The organism is Pseudomonas asiatica, assembly GCF_040214835.1.
Taxonomy (GTDB): Bacteria; Pseudomonadota; Gammaproteobacteria; order Pseudomonadales; family Pseudomonadaceae; genus Aquipseudomonas; species Aquipseudomonas putida_Z.
Window position 1 is genome coordinate 5681716 of the sequence record NZ_CP157874.1, and the last position, 15114, is coordinate 5696829.

At 65.4% G+C, this 15114-nt stretch carries 12 protein-coding genes; 7 read left to right on the plus strand and 5 right to left on the minus strand.

Features of this window, described 5'->3' with window-relative positions; genetic code table 11:
• Positions 1 to 3: 3 nt before the first annotated feature.
• The 4 genes from dapF to ABNP31_RS25350 are packed head-to-tail and all read left to right on the plus strand — an operon-like array spanning position 4 to position 3149.
• A complete protein-coding gene (gene dapF / locus ABNP31_RS25335; protein ID WP_085664295.1) occupies positions 4 to 834 on the plus strand; it encodes a diaminopimelate epimerase in 831 nt (276 codons plus the stop codon).
• A gap of 13 nt (positions 835 to 847) precedes the next feature.
• The gene (locus ABNP31_RS25340; protein WP_015272252.1) at positions 848 to 1558 is read left to right on the plus strand and encodes a DUF484 family protein; all 711 of its coding nucleotides are present in this window, start codon (positions 848 to 850) and stop codon (positions 1556 to 1558) included.
• Positions 1558 to 2457 carry a tyrosine recombinase XerC gene (gene xerC, locus ABNP31_RS25345; RefSeq protein WP_025341073.1) on the plus strand — a complete coding sequence of 300 codons (900 nt, stop codon included), beginning with the start codon at positions 1558 to 1560 and terminating at the stop codon, positions 2455 to 2457. Before ABNP31_RS25340 ends, xerC begins: the two co-directional genes overlap by 1 nt.
• The gene (locus ABNP31_RS25350) at positions 2454 to 3149 is read left to right on the plus strand and encodes an HAD family hydrolase (protein ID WP_038410237.1); all 696 of its coding nucleotides are present in this window, start codon (positions 2454 to 2456) and stop codon (positions 3147 to 3149) included. The genes xerC and ABNP31_RS25350 overlap by 4 nt, the downstream gene beginning before the upstream one ends.
• A gap of 231 nt (positions 3150 to 3380) precedes the next feature.
• On the opposite strand, the gene sutA is transcribed toward ABNP31_RS25350, so the two are convergent.
• From sutA to glnK, 3 genes are all read right to left on the minus strand, one after another.
• The gene (gene sutA / locus ABNP31_RS25355) at positions 3381 to 3710 is read right to left on the minus strand and encodes a transcriptional regulator SutA (RefSeq protein ID WP_013974748.1); all 330 of its coding nucleotides are present in this window, start codon (positions 3708 to 3710) and stop codon (positions 3381 to 3383) included.
• Positions 3711 to 4139: 429 nt separating this feature from the next.
• On the minus strand, positions 4140 to 5471 hold the full coding sequence (locus tag ABNP31_RS25360) for an ammonium transporter (RefSeq protein ID WP_025341075.1): 1332 nt from the start codon (positions 5469 to 5471) through the stop codon (positions 4140 to 4142).
• A gap of 46 nt (positions 5472 to 5517) precedes the next feature.
• Positions 5518 to 5856 (minus strand): P-II family nitrogen regulator, encoded by a 339-nt coding sequence (glnK, locus tag ABNP31_RS25365; RefSeq protein WP_002555808.1) that lies wholly within the window; start codon positions 5854 to 5856, stop codon positions 5518 to 5520.
• Positions 5857 to 6371: 515 nt separating this feature from the next.
• Here glnK and ABNP31_RS25370 point away from each other — a divergent pair.
• On the plus strand, positions 6372 to 6638 hold the full coding sequence (locus ABNP31_RS25370; protein ID WP_025341076.1) for an accessory factor UbiK family protein: 267 nt from the start codon (positions 6372 to 6374) through the stop codon (positions 6636 to 6638).
• 139 nt (positions 6639 to 6777) lie between these two features.
• On the plus strand, positions 6778 to 8268 hold the full coding sequence (locus ABNP31_RS25375) for a YifB family Mg chelatase-like AAA ATPase (protein WP_100412826.1): 1491 nt from the start codon (positions 6778 to 6780) through the stop codon (positions 8266 to 8268).
• A gap of 123 nt (positions 8269 to 8391) precedes the next feature.
• Here the strand turns inward: ABNP31_RS25375 and ABNP31_RS25380 are convergent, their stop codons facing one another.
• Both ABNP31_RS25380 and ABNP31_RS25385 read right to left on the minus strand, forming a co-directional pair.
• Positions 8392 to 8760 carry a response regulator transcription factor gene (locus ABNP31_RS25380; protein WP_176240875.1) on the minus strand — a complete coding sequence of 123 codons (369 nt, stop codon included), beginning with the start codon at positions 8758 to 8760 and terminating at the stop codon, positions 8392 to 8394.
• Entirely contained in the window at positions 8757 to 9749 is a 993-nt protein-coding gene (locus ABNP31_RS25385) for a response regulator (protein ID WP_075046734.1), read from the minus strand. The genes ABNP31_RS25380 and ABNP31_RS25385 overlap by 4 nt, the downstream gene beginning before the upstream one ends.
• A 238-nt stretch (positions 9750 to 9987) precedes the next feature.
• Here ABNP31_RS25385 and ABNP31_RS25390 point away from each other — a divergent pair, with 238 nt between their 5' ends.
• Positions 9988 to 15036 carry a trifunctional serine/threonine-protein kinase/ATP-binding protein/sensor histidine kinase gene (locus ABNP31_RS25390; protein WP_238067065.1) on the plus strand — a complete coding sequence of 1683 codons (5049 nt, stop codon included), beginning with the start codon at positions 9988 to 9990 and terminating at the stop codon, positions 15034 to 15036.
• The last annotated feature ends 78 nt before the right edge of the window (positions 15037 to 15114 follow it).

The window sequence follows — 15114 nt, forward strand, 5'->3', positions numbered from 1 at the left end:
CCCATGCTGCTGCGTTTTACCAAGATGCATGGGCTGGGCAACGACTTCATGGTCCTCGACCTGGTCAGCCAGCACGCGCACATCCAGCCCAAGCACGCCAAGCAATGGGGTGACCGCCACACCGGCATCGGCTTCGACCAGTTGCTGATCGTCGAGGCGCCGAGCAACCCGGAAGTGGACTTCCGCTACCGCATCTTCAATGCCGACGGCTCCGAGGTCGAGCAGTGCGGCAACGGTGCGCGCTGCTTCGCCCGCTTCGTGCTGGACAAGCGCCTGACCGCGAAAAAGCGCATCCGCGTGGAAACCAAGAGCGGCATCATAGAGCTGGACGTGCAGAACGACGGCCAGATCAGTGTCGACATGGGCCCACCGCGCTTCATCCCTGCCGAAATCCCCTTCGTCGCCGACGAGCAGGCGCTGAACTACCCACTGGAAGTCGACGGCCAGGTGCATTCGATTGCCGCCGTGTCCATGGGTAACCCGCATGCCGTGCTGCGTGTCGACGACGTGCGTACCGCCCCTGTGCACCAGCTGGGCCCGAAGATCGAAAACCACCCACGCTTCCCGCAGCGGGTGAATGCCGGCTTCCTCCAGGTCATCGACCGCCACCGCGCCAACCTGCGTGTGTGGGAACGTGGTGCGGGCGAAACCCAGGCCTGCGGCACCGGCGCCTGCGCCGCCGCCGTGGCGGCGATCAGCCAGGGCTGGATGGACTCCCCGGTGTCCCTCGACCTGCCCGGTGGCCGCCTGCACATCGAATGGGCCGGCCCCGGCAAGCCCGTGGTGATGACCGGCCCGGCCGTACGCGTCTACGAAGGACAGGTTCGTCTCTAAGCGAGTAACCGCCATGACCGATCAGCCCCAGGTTGTACCCCAGCAGTCCGCCGAGCTCGATGCCGAAGCGGTGGTCGCCTACCTGCGCGCCCACCCCACCTTCTTCGCCGAGCACGACGAGCTGCTGATCGAACAGCGCATCCCGCACCAGCGTGGCGACAGCGTGTCGCTGGTGGAGCGCCAGCTCAAGCTGCTGCGCGACCGCAACATCGAGATGCGCCACCGCCTGTCGCAACTGATGGACGTGGCCCGCGACAACGATCGGCTGTTCGACAAGACCCGCCGGCTGATCCTCGACCTGCTCGACGCCGGCAGCCTGGAAGAAGTGGTGATGGCGGTCGAAGACAGCCTGCGCCAGGAGTTCCAGGTGCCCTTCGTCAGCCTGATCCTGTTCGGCGAAAACGTCGCGCCGGTCGGGCGCTGGGTCAGCAACGCCGAAGCGCAGCAGGCCATCGGTGCCCTGCTGGGCGGCGGCAAGACGGTCAGCGGCAACTTGCGCGAGCACGAGCTGGCCTTCCTGTTCGGTGAAGAACAGCGCCGGGAAGTGGGCTCCAGCGCCGTGGCTGCCCTGGAATACCAGGGTCTGCACGGGGTGCTGGCGATCGGCAGCCGCGACCCGCAACACTACAAGAGCAGCGTCGGCACCTTGTTCCTTGGCTACATTGCCGAGGTGCTTGGCCGCGTTGTGCCACGCGTTACCCAGACCCTGCGCCCGGTACGCTGATGGAACGCCAGCTGGAGGCTTATTGCGCACACCTGCGCAACGAGCGCCAGGTGTCCGAGCACACCCTGCTGGGCTACCGTCGCGACCTGGACAAGGTGGTCGCCTACTGCAAGGAGCACGGCATTGCCGGTTGGCAGGCGCTGCAGATCCAGCAACTGCGCCAGCTGATCGCCCGCCAGCACCACCACGGCCAGTCCTCGCGCAGCCTGGCCCGGCTACTGTCGGCGGTGCGTGGCCTGTACCGCTATCTCAACCGCGAAGGCCTGTGCCAGCACGACCCGGCCAGCGGCCTGAGCGCGCCCAAGGGCGAACGCCGGCTGCCCAAGGTGCTGGACACCGACCGCGCCCTGCAACTGCTCGATGGCGGTGTCGACGATGACTTCATCGCCCGTCGCGATCAGGCCATCCTCGAACTGTTCTATTCGTCGGGCCTGCGCCTGTCCGAGCTGACCAACCTCGACCTCGATCACCTCGACCTCGCCGCCGGCCTGGTGCAGGTGCTGGGCAAGGGCGGCAAGGCCCGCGTGCTGCCGGTCGGCCGCAAGGCCCGCGAAGCCTTGCAGGCCTGGTACCGCCTGCGCGGCATCGGCAACCCGCGCGACCGCGCGGTGTTCATCACCCGCCAGGGCAACCGCATCAGCCCACGGGCCGTTCAGCAACGGGTGAAGGCAGCCGGTGAGCGCGAGCTGGGCCAGCACCTGCACCCACACATGCTTCGCCATTCCTTCGCCAGCCACGTGCTGGAATCGTCCCAGGACCTGCGCGCAGTGCAAGAGATGCTCGGCCATGCCGACATCGGCACCACGCAGATCTATACCCACCTGGACTTCCAGCACCTGGCCGCGGTGTACGACAGCGCCCACCCTCGGGCCAAACGCAGCAAAGGCACAGACTCATGAGCATCAAGCTGATCACCTTCGACCTCGACGACACCCTGTGGGATACCGCGCCGGTGATTGCCAGCGCGGAAGTCGTGCTGCGCGACTGGCTCGAAGCCAACGCCCCAATCCTTGGCGGCGTGCCGGTGGAGCACCTGTTCGCCATTCGCGAGCGCCTGGTGCAAGCTGAACCCGGCCTGAAGCACCGCATCAGCGCCCTGCGCCGACGGGTGCTGTTCCATGCCCTGGAAGAAGTCGGCTACAGCGAAAAGCATGCGCAGGAGCTGGCCAACGAAGGTTTCGAAGTATTCCTGCATGCCCGTCACCAGGTGGAGATCTTCCCGGAGGTACAGCCGGTGCTGGAGATCCTGCGCCATCACTACACCTTGGGCGTGGTCACCAACGGCAATGCCGACGTGAGCCGGCTGGGGCTGGCGGACTATTTCCGCTTTGCCCTGTGTGCCGAGGACCTCGGCATCGGCAAGCCGGACCCGGCGCCGTTCCTCGAAGCCCTGCGCCGCGGCGACGTGGAAGCCAGCGCGGCGGTGCACATCGGTGACCACCCGGGCGATGACATCGCCGGCGCCCAGCGCGCCGGGCTGCGTGCGGTGTGGTTCAACCCGCAGGGCAAGGCGTGGGCAGGCGAACAGGCGCCTGATGCCGAGATCCAGCGCCTGTCGCAGTTACCCGACATCCTCGCGCGCTGGCGCTGACAGGTACTGCACAGCCCTCGAGGCCTGCGCGGCCCGTTGTAGGAGCGGCCTTGTGTCGCGAAAGGGCTGCGAAGCAGCCCCAGCAATTCGTGCATCTACGCGAAAACCCTGGGGCTGCTTCGCAGCCCTTTCGCGACACAAGGCCGCTCCTACAGGGACCGCGTCAACCTGGCCTGAACAGCAGGCACAAAAAAGCCCGCAGCGACGGCGGGCTTTTTTTCGATCAGCCACTCAGATAGGGCGGCTGCCGTACTTGTTGTCCGGTTTCTTGGGCGGGTCGGCGACCACGTTGGCCTCGACTTCCTGAACCTTGCCGCCGCGAGCGAGGAACTCTTCCATGGCCTTGGCCAGGGCGTCACGCTCCTTCTGCTTGGCTTCCATGCTCGGCATCTCGTCTACCGAGACCGCGGCCTTGGATTTGCCCTTGGCAGCGGGTGCCGGGCTGCTGTCGTCATCGCCAGCGTCTTCGGCGCCGTCATCAGCTGCCGCTTCGAGGCCTTCATCGCCCTCGTCTTCGTCGCCTACTTCGAGGTCATCATTTTCCAGATCGTCGTCGCTCATGTTCTACCTCATGACTTGCGAAAAGCAGGTTAGTTATAGACCAGTGCAGCCGTAGACCGGCAGCCACCAGTGAAAATTCAACTGGCCGTGGGTTAGGCCACTGCCCTAGGGTCGGCGCTCCTGATGGGAGGCGGCACCCAGCAGGCCCTGCTCCTGGCAGGACCTGACAAATCCTTTAGCCCCTGCTGGCCACACGCTATTGGCAAGCCTAGCAAAGGCTGGCGAAGCGTGTGGACTACTCGTCAAACACCCTTCGGCGCGCATTCTAGCGCGCCAGCAGAAAAAGCAAAGCACCATGAATGCTCTGCGTTTTGTAAGATTTCCGCCTACGTCGCGAACGTGTCGGATAAACCGTTTGCCGTGCGGGAAATGCTAAAAATCTGGCAAAAAAATGCCCGGCAAGCCGGGCAAGTTTTTACCGCGTCGCAGTTACAGGTTGTAGCCGCGCTCGTTGTGCTGAGCCAGGTCGAGGCCGACCGACTCTTCTTCTTCGCTGACCCGCAGGCCCATCACCACATCCAGCACCTTGAGGATCACGTAGGTGACGATGGCGGTGTAGACCACGGTGAAGATCACGCCCTTGGCCTGGATCCAGACCTGCATGCCGATGTCGGTGACGGCACCGAAGCCGCCCAGCGCCGGGGCTGCGAACACGCCGGTGAGGATGGCGCCGATGATACCGCCGATGCCGTGCACGCCGAAGGCATCCAGCGAGTCGTCATAGCCCAGCTTGCGCTTGAGGCTGGTGGCGCAGAAGTAGCAGACCACACCCGAGACCAGGCCGATCACCAGGGCGCCCATCGGGCCTACGGTACCGGCAGCCGGGGTGATGGCGACCAGGCCGGCGACCACGCCCGATGCGATGCCCAGGGCGCTCGGCTTACCGTGGCCGATCCACTCGGCGAACATCCAGCCCAGGGCCGCGGCGGCGGTGGCGATCTGGGTCACCAGCATGGCCATGCCGGCGGTGCCGTTGGCGGCAGCGGCAGAGCCTGCGTTGAAGCCGAACCAGCCGATCCACAGCATGGCCGCGCCCATCAGGGTGTAGCCCAGGTTGTGCGGGGCCATCGGGGTGGTCGGGTAGCCCTTGCGCTTGCCCAGCACCAGGCAGCAGACCAGGCCAGCGATACCGGCGTTGATGTGCACCACGGTGCCGCCGGCGAAGTCCAGCACGCCCCAGTCCCACATCAGTGCACCGTCACCGCTCCAGACCATGTGCGCGATCGGCGCGTAGACCAGGGTGAACCAGATGCCCATGAACACCAGCATCGCGGAGAACTTCATGCGCTCGGCGAAGGCACCGACGATCAGCGCCGGGGTGATGATGGCGAAGGTCATCTGGAAGGTGATGAATACCGCTTCAGGGAACAGCGCGGCAGCCGAGGTCAGGTTCGAGGGCGTGACGCCGCTGAGGAACGCCTTGGAGAACCCGCCGACGAAGGAATTGAAGTTGAGCACGCCCTTTTCCATACCAGTGGTATCGAAGGCCATGCTGTAGCCGTAGACGACCCAGAGAATGCTCATCAGGCCAGTGATTGCAAAGCACTGCATCATCACCGACAGCACGTTCTTGGAACGCACCATGCCGCCATAGAACAGGGCCAGGCCCGGAATGGTCATGAACAGCACCAGCGCCGTTGCGGTCAGCATCCAGGCGGTGTCGCCGGAGTTCAGCGCTGGGGCAGCTTCCTCTGCCAGGGCAAGCCCGGGCATTACGAGGGACAATAGGGCTCCTAGCCCTGCGATCTTACGCAGAGTCATGTTGTTTTCTCCTGGGGCGTTGGGTTTGGTGAGGCTTTGTTGCTGCTTAGATCGCGTCGGTATCGGTTTCGCCGGTACGGATACGGATCGCCTGCTCCAGATTCACCACGAAAATCTTGCCGTCACCGATCTTGCCGGTGTTGGCTGCCTTGGTGATGGCTTCGATTACCCGATCAAGGTCCTTGTCATCGATGGCGACATCGATCTTCACCTTGGGCAGGAAATCGACCACGTATTCAGCACCGCGATACAGCTCGGTATGGCCCTTCTGCCGACCGAAGCCTTTGACTTCGGTGACGGTGATGCCCTGCACGCCGATTTCCGACAGCGACTCGCGCACGTCGTCCAGCTTGAACGGCTTGATGATGGCTGTGACTAGCTTCATGAAACTCTCTCCCGATTTGGTGGACTTGCCCCAGGAAAACAAACCCGTCTCAAGTCTAAGCGCAGCGCTTGGCTTTGTAACGCGTCGTCGGCATCCGGCTCCGCGTGCGCACTGCCTGGTCACAAGGAACTGCATCAGTGCATGGCTCGCAGTGGTCTTTGCAGAAACCTTGCCAGTTCCGTCAAAGCACGGGAAAACAGCGAGTTATGTGAATCAGTCGGGATTGGCCAGTCGCCAGCATGCGAAACATGCACAATTTCGGTGCATCCCGGCCTGGCGCATTGCTCGAAAAATGTGCAGTTTCAGAGGTGCGCTGCTTTCTGTAGGAGCGGCCTTGTGTCGCGATAGGGGTGCGAAGCGCCCCCACGATTTGTGCCTGGATACTGATATCGCTGGGGCCGCTGTGCGGCCCTTTCGCGACACAAGGCCGCTCCTACACAAGCCCGCGACCGGATCAGATGCGCATGTGTGCGTGCTACACTGCCGGCCATTTCCCAGTATCAGTGGACAGCCCCATGCTCGCGCCCAAAGCCCTTCTCGATGCCCTGAGCGACCAGGCCTCGCGCCTGTTCAGCAGCGATACCGCCCAGCCCCGCGCCGAACTGGAAAGCCAGTTCAAGGTGCTGATGCAAGGTGCCTTCAGCAAGCTGGACCTGGTCAGCCGCGAAGAATTCGACAGCCAGATGGTCGTCCTGGCGCGCACCCGCGCACGCCTCGAAGCCCTGGAAAAACAGGTAGCCGAACTGGAAGCACGGCTGAATCCAGCCCCGCAGGATGAATGAATGCGCAAGGGCATGAAAATACAGGGTAACGCCCTAGCCTGAAAAACCACGACGCACACTTGTAGCTCCGGCCCGGGCCGCGCTGGCTATGCTTGCAAAGCCGCAGGAAGCGGCCCTTTTCAGCGACAACGGAGCGTCCATGTCCCTAGCCCTCGTCCACAGCCGCGCCCAGGTGGGCGTGCAGGCACCGGCGGTCAGCGTCGAAACCCACCTGGCCAACGGCTTGCCCCATCTCACGCTGGTCGGTCTGCCGGAAACCACGGTCAAAGAGAGCAAGGACCGGGTACGCAGCGCCATCGTCAACTCCGGTTTGAACTACCCGCAGCGGCGCATCACCCAGAACCTCGCCCCCGCCGACCTGCCCAAGGATGGCGGGCGCTATGACCTGGCCATTGCCCTGGGTATCCTCGCCGCCGATGGCCAGGTACCAATGGCCACCCTTGCCGAGGTCGAATGCCTGGGCGAACTGGCACTGTCTGGCAAGTTGCGCCCGGTGCAGGGCGTGCTGCCCGCGGCACTGGCGGCACGCGAAGCAGGCCGGGCGCTGGTGGTGCCACGGGAAAACGCCGAGGAAGCCAGCCTGGCAGGCGGGCTGGTGGTGTATGCGGTGGGGCACCTGCTGGAGCTGGTCGCCCACCTGAACGGCCAGGTGCCGTTGCCGCCGTATGCGGCCAACGGCCTGATCCTGCAACAACGCCCGTACCCGGACCTGAGCGAGGTGCAGGGCCAACTGGCTGCCAAGCGTGCACTGCTGCTAGCGGCGGCCGGGGCACATAACCTGCTGTTCACCGGGCCTCCCGGTACCGGCAAGACCTTGCTCGCCAGCCGCCTGCCAGGGCTGCTGCCACCGCTGGACGAGCACGAGGCACTGGAAGTGGCGGCGATCCAGTCGGTCAGCGGCCATGCGCCTCTGAGCAGCTGGCCGCAGCGGCCTTTTCGCCATCCACACCACTCCGCCTCCGGCCCGGCGCTGGTCGGCGGCAGCAGCCGGCCGCAACCGGGCGAAATCACCCTGGCCCACCATGGCGTGCTGTTTCTGGACGAACTGCCGGAATTCGAGCGGCGTGTGCTGGAGGTGTTGCGCGAGCCGTTGGAGTCGGGCGAGATCGTGATTGCCCGGGCCCGCGACAAGGTGCGCTTCCCGGCACGTTTCCAACTGGTGGCGGCAATGAACCCCTGCCCTTGCGGCTACCTGGGCGACCCCACTGGCCGCTGCCGCTGCAGTACCGAGCAGATCGCGCGGTATCGCAACAAGCTGTCCGGGCCGTTGCTGGACCGTATCGACCTGCACCTGACCGTGGCCCGGGAGAGCACCACGCTGAACAACCAGCCCTGCGGCGAGACCAGTGCCGATGTGGCGGCCAAGGTAGCCGAGGCACGTGAACTGCAACAGCGGCGGCAAGGGTGTGCGAATGCGTTTCTCGACCTTGAGGGGTTGCGCCGCCATTGTGGCTTGGCAGCGGCGGACCAGGCCTGGCTGGAGGGGGCATGTGAACGGCTGACCCTGTCGTTGCGCGCGGCACACCGGTTGTTGAAGGTGGCGCGAACGCTGGCGGATCTGGAAGGTAGCCAGGCAATTGGCCGGGCGCATCTGGCCGAGGCCCTGCAGTACCGGCCGGGGAGCAGTTAAATTGCCGGGGCTGCCTTGCAGCCCATCGCGACACAAGGCCGCTCCCACAAGAGACACCACAGTTTCAAGGGTTGTGGAGATCCCTGTGGGAGCGGGCAAGCCCGCGAAGGGCCGACACAGGCATCACTGGCTGCCCACCAAAGCATCCTCAACCACCTTCAGCAGCACCTCTTCAGAAAATGGCTTGCCCAGGCAGACCAGCGCCCCAAGCGCCATCGCCGCCCGCACCGCCCCTTCATCCCAATGCGCCGACATGCAGATCACCGGCAAACGCCACTCCAGCCGGGCCAGTTCGCGCTGCACCGCCAGCCCGCTCATTCCGGGCATCCTCAGGTCGAGCAGCACACACCCCGCTTGCCGCGCCAGTGCCGAGGCCAGGAACAGGTCCCCTGCAGCAAACGACAAGGTCTCGAAACCTGCCGAACGCAGCAGGTTGGCCAGGCTTTTGCGCACCGACGCATCGTCGTCGACGATGCACACCGCTCTGCTCATGCGCCGCCCAGGCCCTCAGGCTGCGCCCCGATGACGTTGTGCATGGCCACCAGCTCCAGCAGCGAGCGGGACTGCATCTTGTTCATGATGTTCTTCTTGTGCACCTTGGTCGTCACCTCGCTGGTGCCGATCTGCTTGGCGATCTGCTTGTGCGACAGGCCGCCAACCACCAGCGAGAACACCTGGCGCTCGCGCTGGGTCAGGCGCTGGTACTTTTCCTCGACCTGCCGCGCATGGTGCCACCTGCGCCCTTCGGCCACGGCACGCGTGCGCACCGCCTGCAGCAGTGTCAGCAGCTGGTCTTCGTCGAACGGTTTGGTCAGGAACTCCACGGCCCCGGCACGCATGGCCTGGACGGTCATCGGGATGGTGCCGAAGCCGGTCATGAACACGACCGGCCAGGGCAGCGCCAGCCGGCGCAGCGCGTCTTGTACCTCCAGGCCGCTGGTATCGGGCAGGTGCATGTCCAGCAACAGGCAGGCATAGGGGGTTTCCAGGCGGGCCTCGAACAACGCCTCGGCACTGGCGAACAAATGATGCGGAATGTCCTGCGAGCGCAGCAGGCGGCCTAACGCCGTACGCACCGACGGGTCGTCATCCACCACCAGCACCGGCACGTTCAAGTGCTCATCGAACAACTCGACAGTGTCGGCCACGGCGCACAGCGGCGATTTGCCCAACGCCTCGCCAGGCACCTCGAGACTGATCTCGGCGGCCAGGCGATAGCCCCGGCGCGGCACGGTCTGGATCAGGCCACGGTCGCCAAAGGCCTTGCGCAGCAAGGACACCTGCACCTGCAGGTTGTTGTCCTCCACCACCGTGCCAGCCCACACCTGGCTGAACAGCTCGTCCTTGCCGACCACCCGGCCCTTGGCCTTGATCAGCGTAGCCAGCACCTCGAAGGCACGCCCGCCCAACAGGATCGGCTTGCCATCAACAAAGGCTTCGCGCCGCTCCAGCGACACCTGGGCATTACCTATTCGGATCATGGCTTCCTCGCGCGGGCATGGGCGTTTCCCAGCCCCGGGCAGCCTAGGCCAGCGTACGCCTTCAGACAATTATCCCGAGGGATAGGTTGGCCTGGGGACTATACAAAAGCCCGCCAGCCCCCAGGGGACGATAACGGACAACAGCGTGCCCGTTCCTGCCAAGCAGGCTGCAGGCCGCATCCGTGCTGGGCTCGCTGCGTATACTCGCGCGTCAGGATGTCGCTAGCAGGGGTGCCTTATGCTCGATGAACGCCTTGCCCACAGGCCCATCGATTACGACCAGACCGTCGACGAGGGCTGGCTGAACCGGTGCGACATCAGCGCGCTGGGCCAGGAAGGTGAGCTCAGCTACTTCCGCCTGCGCGACCCTGCCACCCACCAGGCCTGGATCGCCGTGCGCGCCCCGCGCGAGGCCCCCGCCGCCTGCCAGCGCCTGGAACGTGACTACCGCCTGCAACTCGACCCGCAGTGGGCGGTGATCCCCTCGGCGTTCGTACGTTCGGCCGAAGGCCCGCTACTGGTGTACCCGGCCGGCCGCTCAATCGCCGACCTTATCGCAGAAGGCCCAGCAGCCCTGACGCCGTTTCTCGAGATTGCGGTAAACGCGGCCACTGCCTTGGCCCAGGCCCACGAACGCAACGTGCTGCACGGCGCGCTGCAGCCCGAACATGTGTGCCTGCACTCCAACCAGCGAGTGCGGCTGGGCTGCTTTCGCGCCGACCCGGCGGAGCTGATCAGTGAACATGGCACCGCGCTCGGCAACTGGGCGTACCTGGCGCCGGAACAGGTCTGCCCACATGGCAGCAGCAGCGACCGACGCACCGACATCTATGCCCTTGGCGCGATCCTCTATCAGCTACTGCTGGGCGAATTGCCGCTGGCCGGACGCGACACCCAGCACTGGCGCCAGCTGCATGCCGGCGTGCAGCCACGAGCGGCCTGCGAAGTGGACAGCAATGTGCCGCAACCTCTCAGCCGGATCCTGGCCAAGGCTTTGGCCAAAGAGCCGGACGCCCGCTACCAGAGTGCCCGCGCCCTGTCGGTGGACCTGGCCCATTGCCAGCGGCAGTGGGCCGCCAGCAAGTCCATGGAGGCCTTCGAACCAGGCTGTGCCGACCCGGTCACGCCCGACCGCGCACGCCTGTATGGCCGCTGCGCCGAGCAGAAGGCCATCGCCCTGCTGCTCAAGGCCCTGCGCCGTGACAGCAAGCCACAGGCCCTGTTCATCAATGGGGCTACCGGCATGGGCAAGTCGAGCCTGGTCGAGGCAGCACTCAAGGCCAACGCCCAGGGCTACTGGGCCACCGGCAAGTGCAGCGGCGTTGCCCAGGCCGTGCCCTACGCGCCCTGGGTCGAAATTCTCGGCGCGCTGACCACCCAGTTGCTGGCCCAGAACAGCCAGGACCTCGACACTCTGCGCCGCGAGATCCTGCGCCGCATCAAGGGCCACGGCCGGCTGCTCGGCAAGCTGGCGCCAGACCTGCAACTGGTCCTCGGCCCCCTGCCCGAATTGCCGGCCAAGCCCACGCGCCTGGCGCTGCAGAAGGAGCTGCGGGCGATCGTCGAATTCCTGCAGGTGTTCAGCCGCCCCGGCCAGCCGCTGGTGCTGTTCTTCGATGACCTGCAGTGGGTCGACGACGCCAGCCAGCAACTGCTGGCGCAACTGCTGGCTCACGCGCCCGGCAACCTGTTGCTGATCTTCGCCCGGCGCAATGATGCGCCAGCCAGCAGTACCCCCCTTGCCTTGCCCGCAGCGGTGCGCAGCACCACGCTGAACCTGCGGCCCCTGGCGGTGGGCGCGGTGACCGAGCTGATCGGCGAGCGCTACCATGTCGGCCCCGAGGATGCATTGCAGGTGGCCGAACTGGTGCACGACAAGACGGCGGGCAACCCGTTCTTCATCAATCAGATTCTCCGGGCCCTGGTCGAGGACCAGCTGTTCACCTTCGACACCCAGGCCATGCGCTGGTCATGGTGCCTGAAGGCCGTGGCCCGCCACCGCTATTCCGACAATGTCGCCGACCTGATGATCCACCGCCTGGCGCGCCTGCCAGAGCCGCAGCGCGACCTGCTGCGAGTGGCCAGCGCTGCGGGCAGCCGCTGCGATGAACGCCTGCTTCAGCAGGTGCTCTCTCAAGTGCCCGGCGAACCGTTGAAAGCCTTGATTGGCGCGGGTTTCCTGCAATCGGGCCAGAACGGCCTGGGCTTCGCCCACGAGCGGGTGATGGAAGCCGCGTACGCTCTCACGCCCGCGCGCGAGCGTGCCCAGCTGCATGCAAATATCGCCCTGGCCATGCGCCAGGCCTGGCCGGGGCGTCTGCACGAGGCACTGTTCGAGCTTGCCAACCAGCTGCAACGCGCCAGCCCATGCGGGTTTGCAGCGGATGACTGCGAAGCGTTCCTGCAGCTTTTACGCGAAGCCGCAGCACGAGCACGCGACGGCGGCGCTTTCGAACAGACAGCTGGCTACCTGCACACGGCCGAGCAGTTGCTGCACCACGGCGCAACGCTGGAAAGCCGCGCCACGCATGGCTTTGCCATCGCCTGCATGGCGACCGAGTGCGACATGCAACTGTCGCGAATGATCGCGGCCGAGGCCCGCATCACTGAATGCCGCCAGCGCGCTCGCTCGGCGTTGGACCAGGCGCGGGTGTGCCGCCTGCAGGCGCTGCTGTACACCTTGCGCGGCGACTATCAGGCGGCCATCGACAGCGCCATATCCGGCCTGGACTTGCTAGGTATAAGCCCGGTGCGGGGTGTCGACTGGCAACAGGTCGAGGCCAGTCATGCCCATGTACAGGCCTTGGTCGAACAGAAAGGCCGCCACTGCCTGGAGTCGCTGCAGCGCACCGATTCGGAGGAAGTGACGGTTGCCATCAGCCTGCTGGCCACCCTGTCGTCATCGTTTTTCGTAAAGGACGACATCTGCTTCCTGCACCTGGCCAAACTCATGGAGCTGTCGCTGGTGCACGGCGTCGCCCCGGGCAGCACCTACGGCATGGCTTGGTACGGAGTGATGATTGCCGAGCGCTTCGGCGCCTACCATGATGGCCATGCTTGCTGCCTGGCTGCGCTCAAATTGATAGAGCGGCACGGTTTCGACGCTGACTTGACCAGCGCGCTGCTGGCCCTGGACCAGGTCAGCGCCTGGACCTCGCCCATGGAGTTCGCCCGCCGTACTGCGCTGGATGCGGTCGACTCAGGGCGCGTGAGCGGTGACCTGGCGATGAGCTGCTATGCCTGCAACCACCTGGTTTCCGATTCGCTGTTCATGGGCCGCTACCTGCCGGACGTGGTGGAGGAACTGGCGCAAGGCCTGGCCACCGTGCGTCGCTACGGTTACCGCGACATCGAGCAGATCCTGCAGGCCCAGCAAGCGTTCGTCGGCAAATTGAGCGGCACGCCCTGCCCGGCCTCGGCCACAGCCTCGAAATCGCCTACCACGCGGTTCTTCCAGTACCTGATGGCCGGCATGTGCGATTTCTACCTGGGCAACATTCCGCAGGCCATGCGCAACCTGGCACTGGCCGGCGACAACACCTGGGCGGTACCGGCGCACATCAACCTGGCCGACTATCACCTGTTCCGCGGCCTGGCCCTTGGCAGCCCCGAGGCCATTGGCAGCCTTGCCGACAAGCTGCGCGAGCTACACGCCCTGCGGGAGCGCTTCGGCCGCTGGGCCGGCTTCAACCCGGCCACCTTCCGCAACAAGCTGTTGCTGATCGAAGGCGTGATCGCCAAACTCGAAGGCGACGGCCTGGCCGCCATCCGCTGCTTCGACCAGGCACAGATCGCCGCCACCGCCGCCGGTTTCATCCACGAGCAGGCGCTGGCCCACGAACAGCTGGCCGAGGTATGCATCCCCAGCGGCCTGATCTCCGGCGCCAACCTGCACCTGCGCATCGCCCGCGACTGTTTCCATATCTGGGGCGCGACCGGCAAGGTGCACCAGCTGGAGGCTTTGCACCCGTTCCTGCGCACCCAGCCGATCCAGGAAAGCCACCGCGCCACCCACCAGGCCAAGCTCGACCTGGAAGCCGGCATCGAGGCAGCCCGGGCGCTGTCCGAGGAAGTGCTGCTCGAGGGCCTGATCGAAACCCTGATGGGCCAGCTGACCCAGCATTCCGGCGCCGACCACGGTGCGCTGCTGATCGTCAGCGGTGCCGAATTCCAGATGGCGGCCCTCGCCTACATCGACGACGCCGGGCTGCACGTGAGCATGGACGACTGCCAGAAGTTCATGACCCAGGCGCCGCTGTCGATCATCAACGCCACCATGCGCACCAAGAAGCCCCTGGTGCTCAACGATGCCCAGAGCGATTGCCCCGAGGCCTTCCGCCAGCAGTTGCAGGCGCGAAAGGCCCGTTCGGTGCTGTGCCTGCCGCTGGTGATCCAGGGCGTGCTTATCGGCCTGGTGTACCTGGAAAACCGCCTGGTACCGAACCTGTTCGGCAGCCAGCGCCTGGCCATGCTGGAAATACTCGCCTCGCAGGCGGCGGTGTCGCTGCAAACCGCCAAGTTCTACACACGCCTGGCCGAAGACAACCAGACCCGCGCCCAGATGGAGGCCGAGTTGCGCCGCTCCCGCGCGGAGTTGGCGCGCACGGCGCACCTGCAGGTGATGAACGAGCTGTCAGCGTCCATCGCCCACGAGATCAGCCAGCCGCTGCTGGGCATCGCCTCCAACGCCGCTGCCAGCCTGCGCTGGCTGAAGCGCGCCAAGCCCGACCTGGAAGAGGCGATTGCCGGCCTGGAAGACATCCGCAACGACAGCGAACGGGCCGCCAACATCGTGCGTGCACTGCGCTCGCTGGCCAAGCAGTCACCGATGCAGCTCAAGGTATTGAAGCTGGACGAACTGATCCGCGAAGTGGTGCGCCTGACCTCGGCCGATGCCGCCAAGGGCACGGTGGATGTGCAGATGCGCTTGCAGGCGGGGGTGAGCGTGATGGCCGACCCGGTGCAGTTGCAGCAGTTGGTGTTCAACCTGATTACCAATGGCCTGGAGGCGCTGGCGGGGTATCGCAGCGATGGGGTGCTGCGGATTGCGTCGGCGGTGGTCGGGGATGGGGTGGAAATCTGCGTGGACGACAACGGGCCGGGGATTGCAACGGATGAGCGCGAGCGAGTGTTCGATGCGTTTCATACCACCAAGATCGGCGGCATGGGGATGGGCTTGGCGATCTGCAACTCGGTGGTGCAGGCCCATGGTGGGCAGTTGCAGGCGCTGGTGTCGGAGTTGGGGGGGTGTCGGATTCGCTTTACGCTGCCTGTGAATCCTTCTTGAGCCTGTACCGGCCCTTTCGCGGGTGAACCCGCTCCCACAGGGATAGTGCACAGCTTGAGAACTGCACGGTTCCTGTGG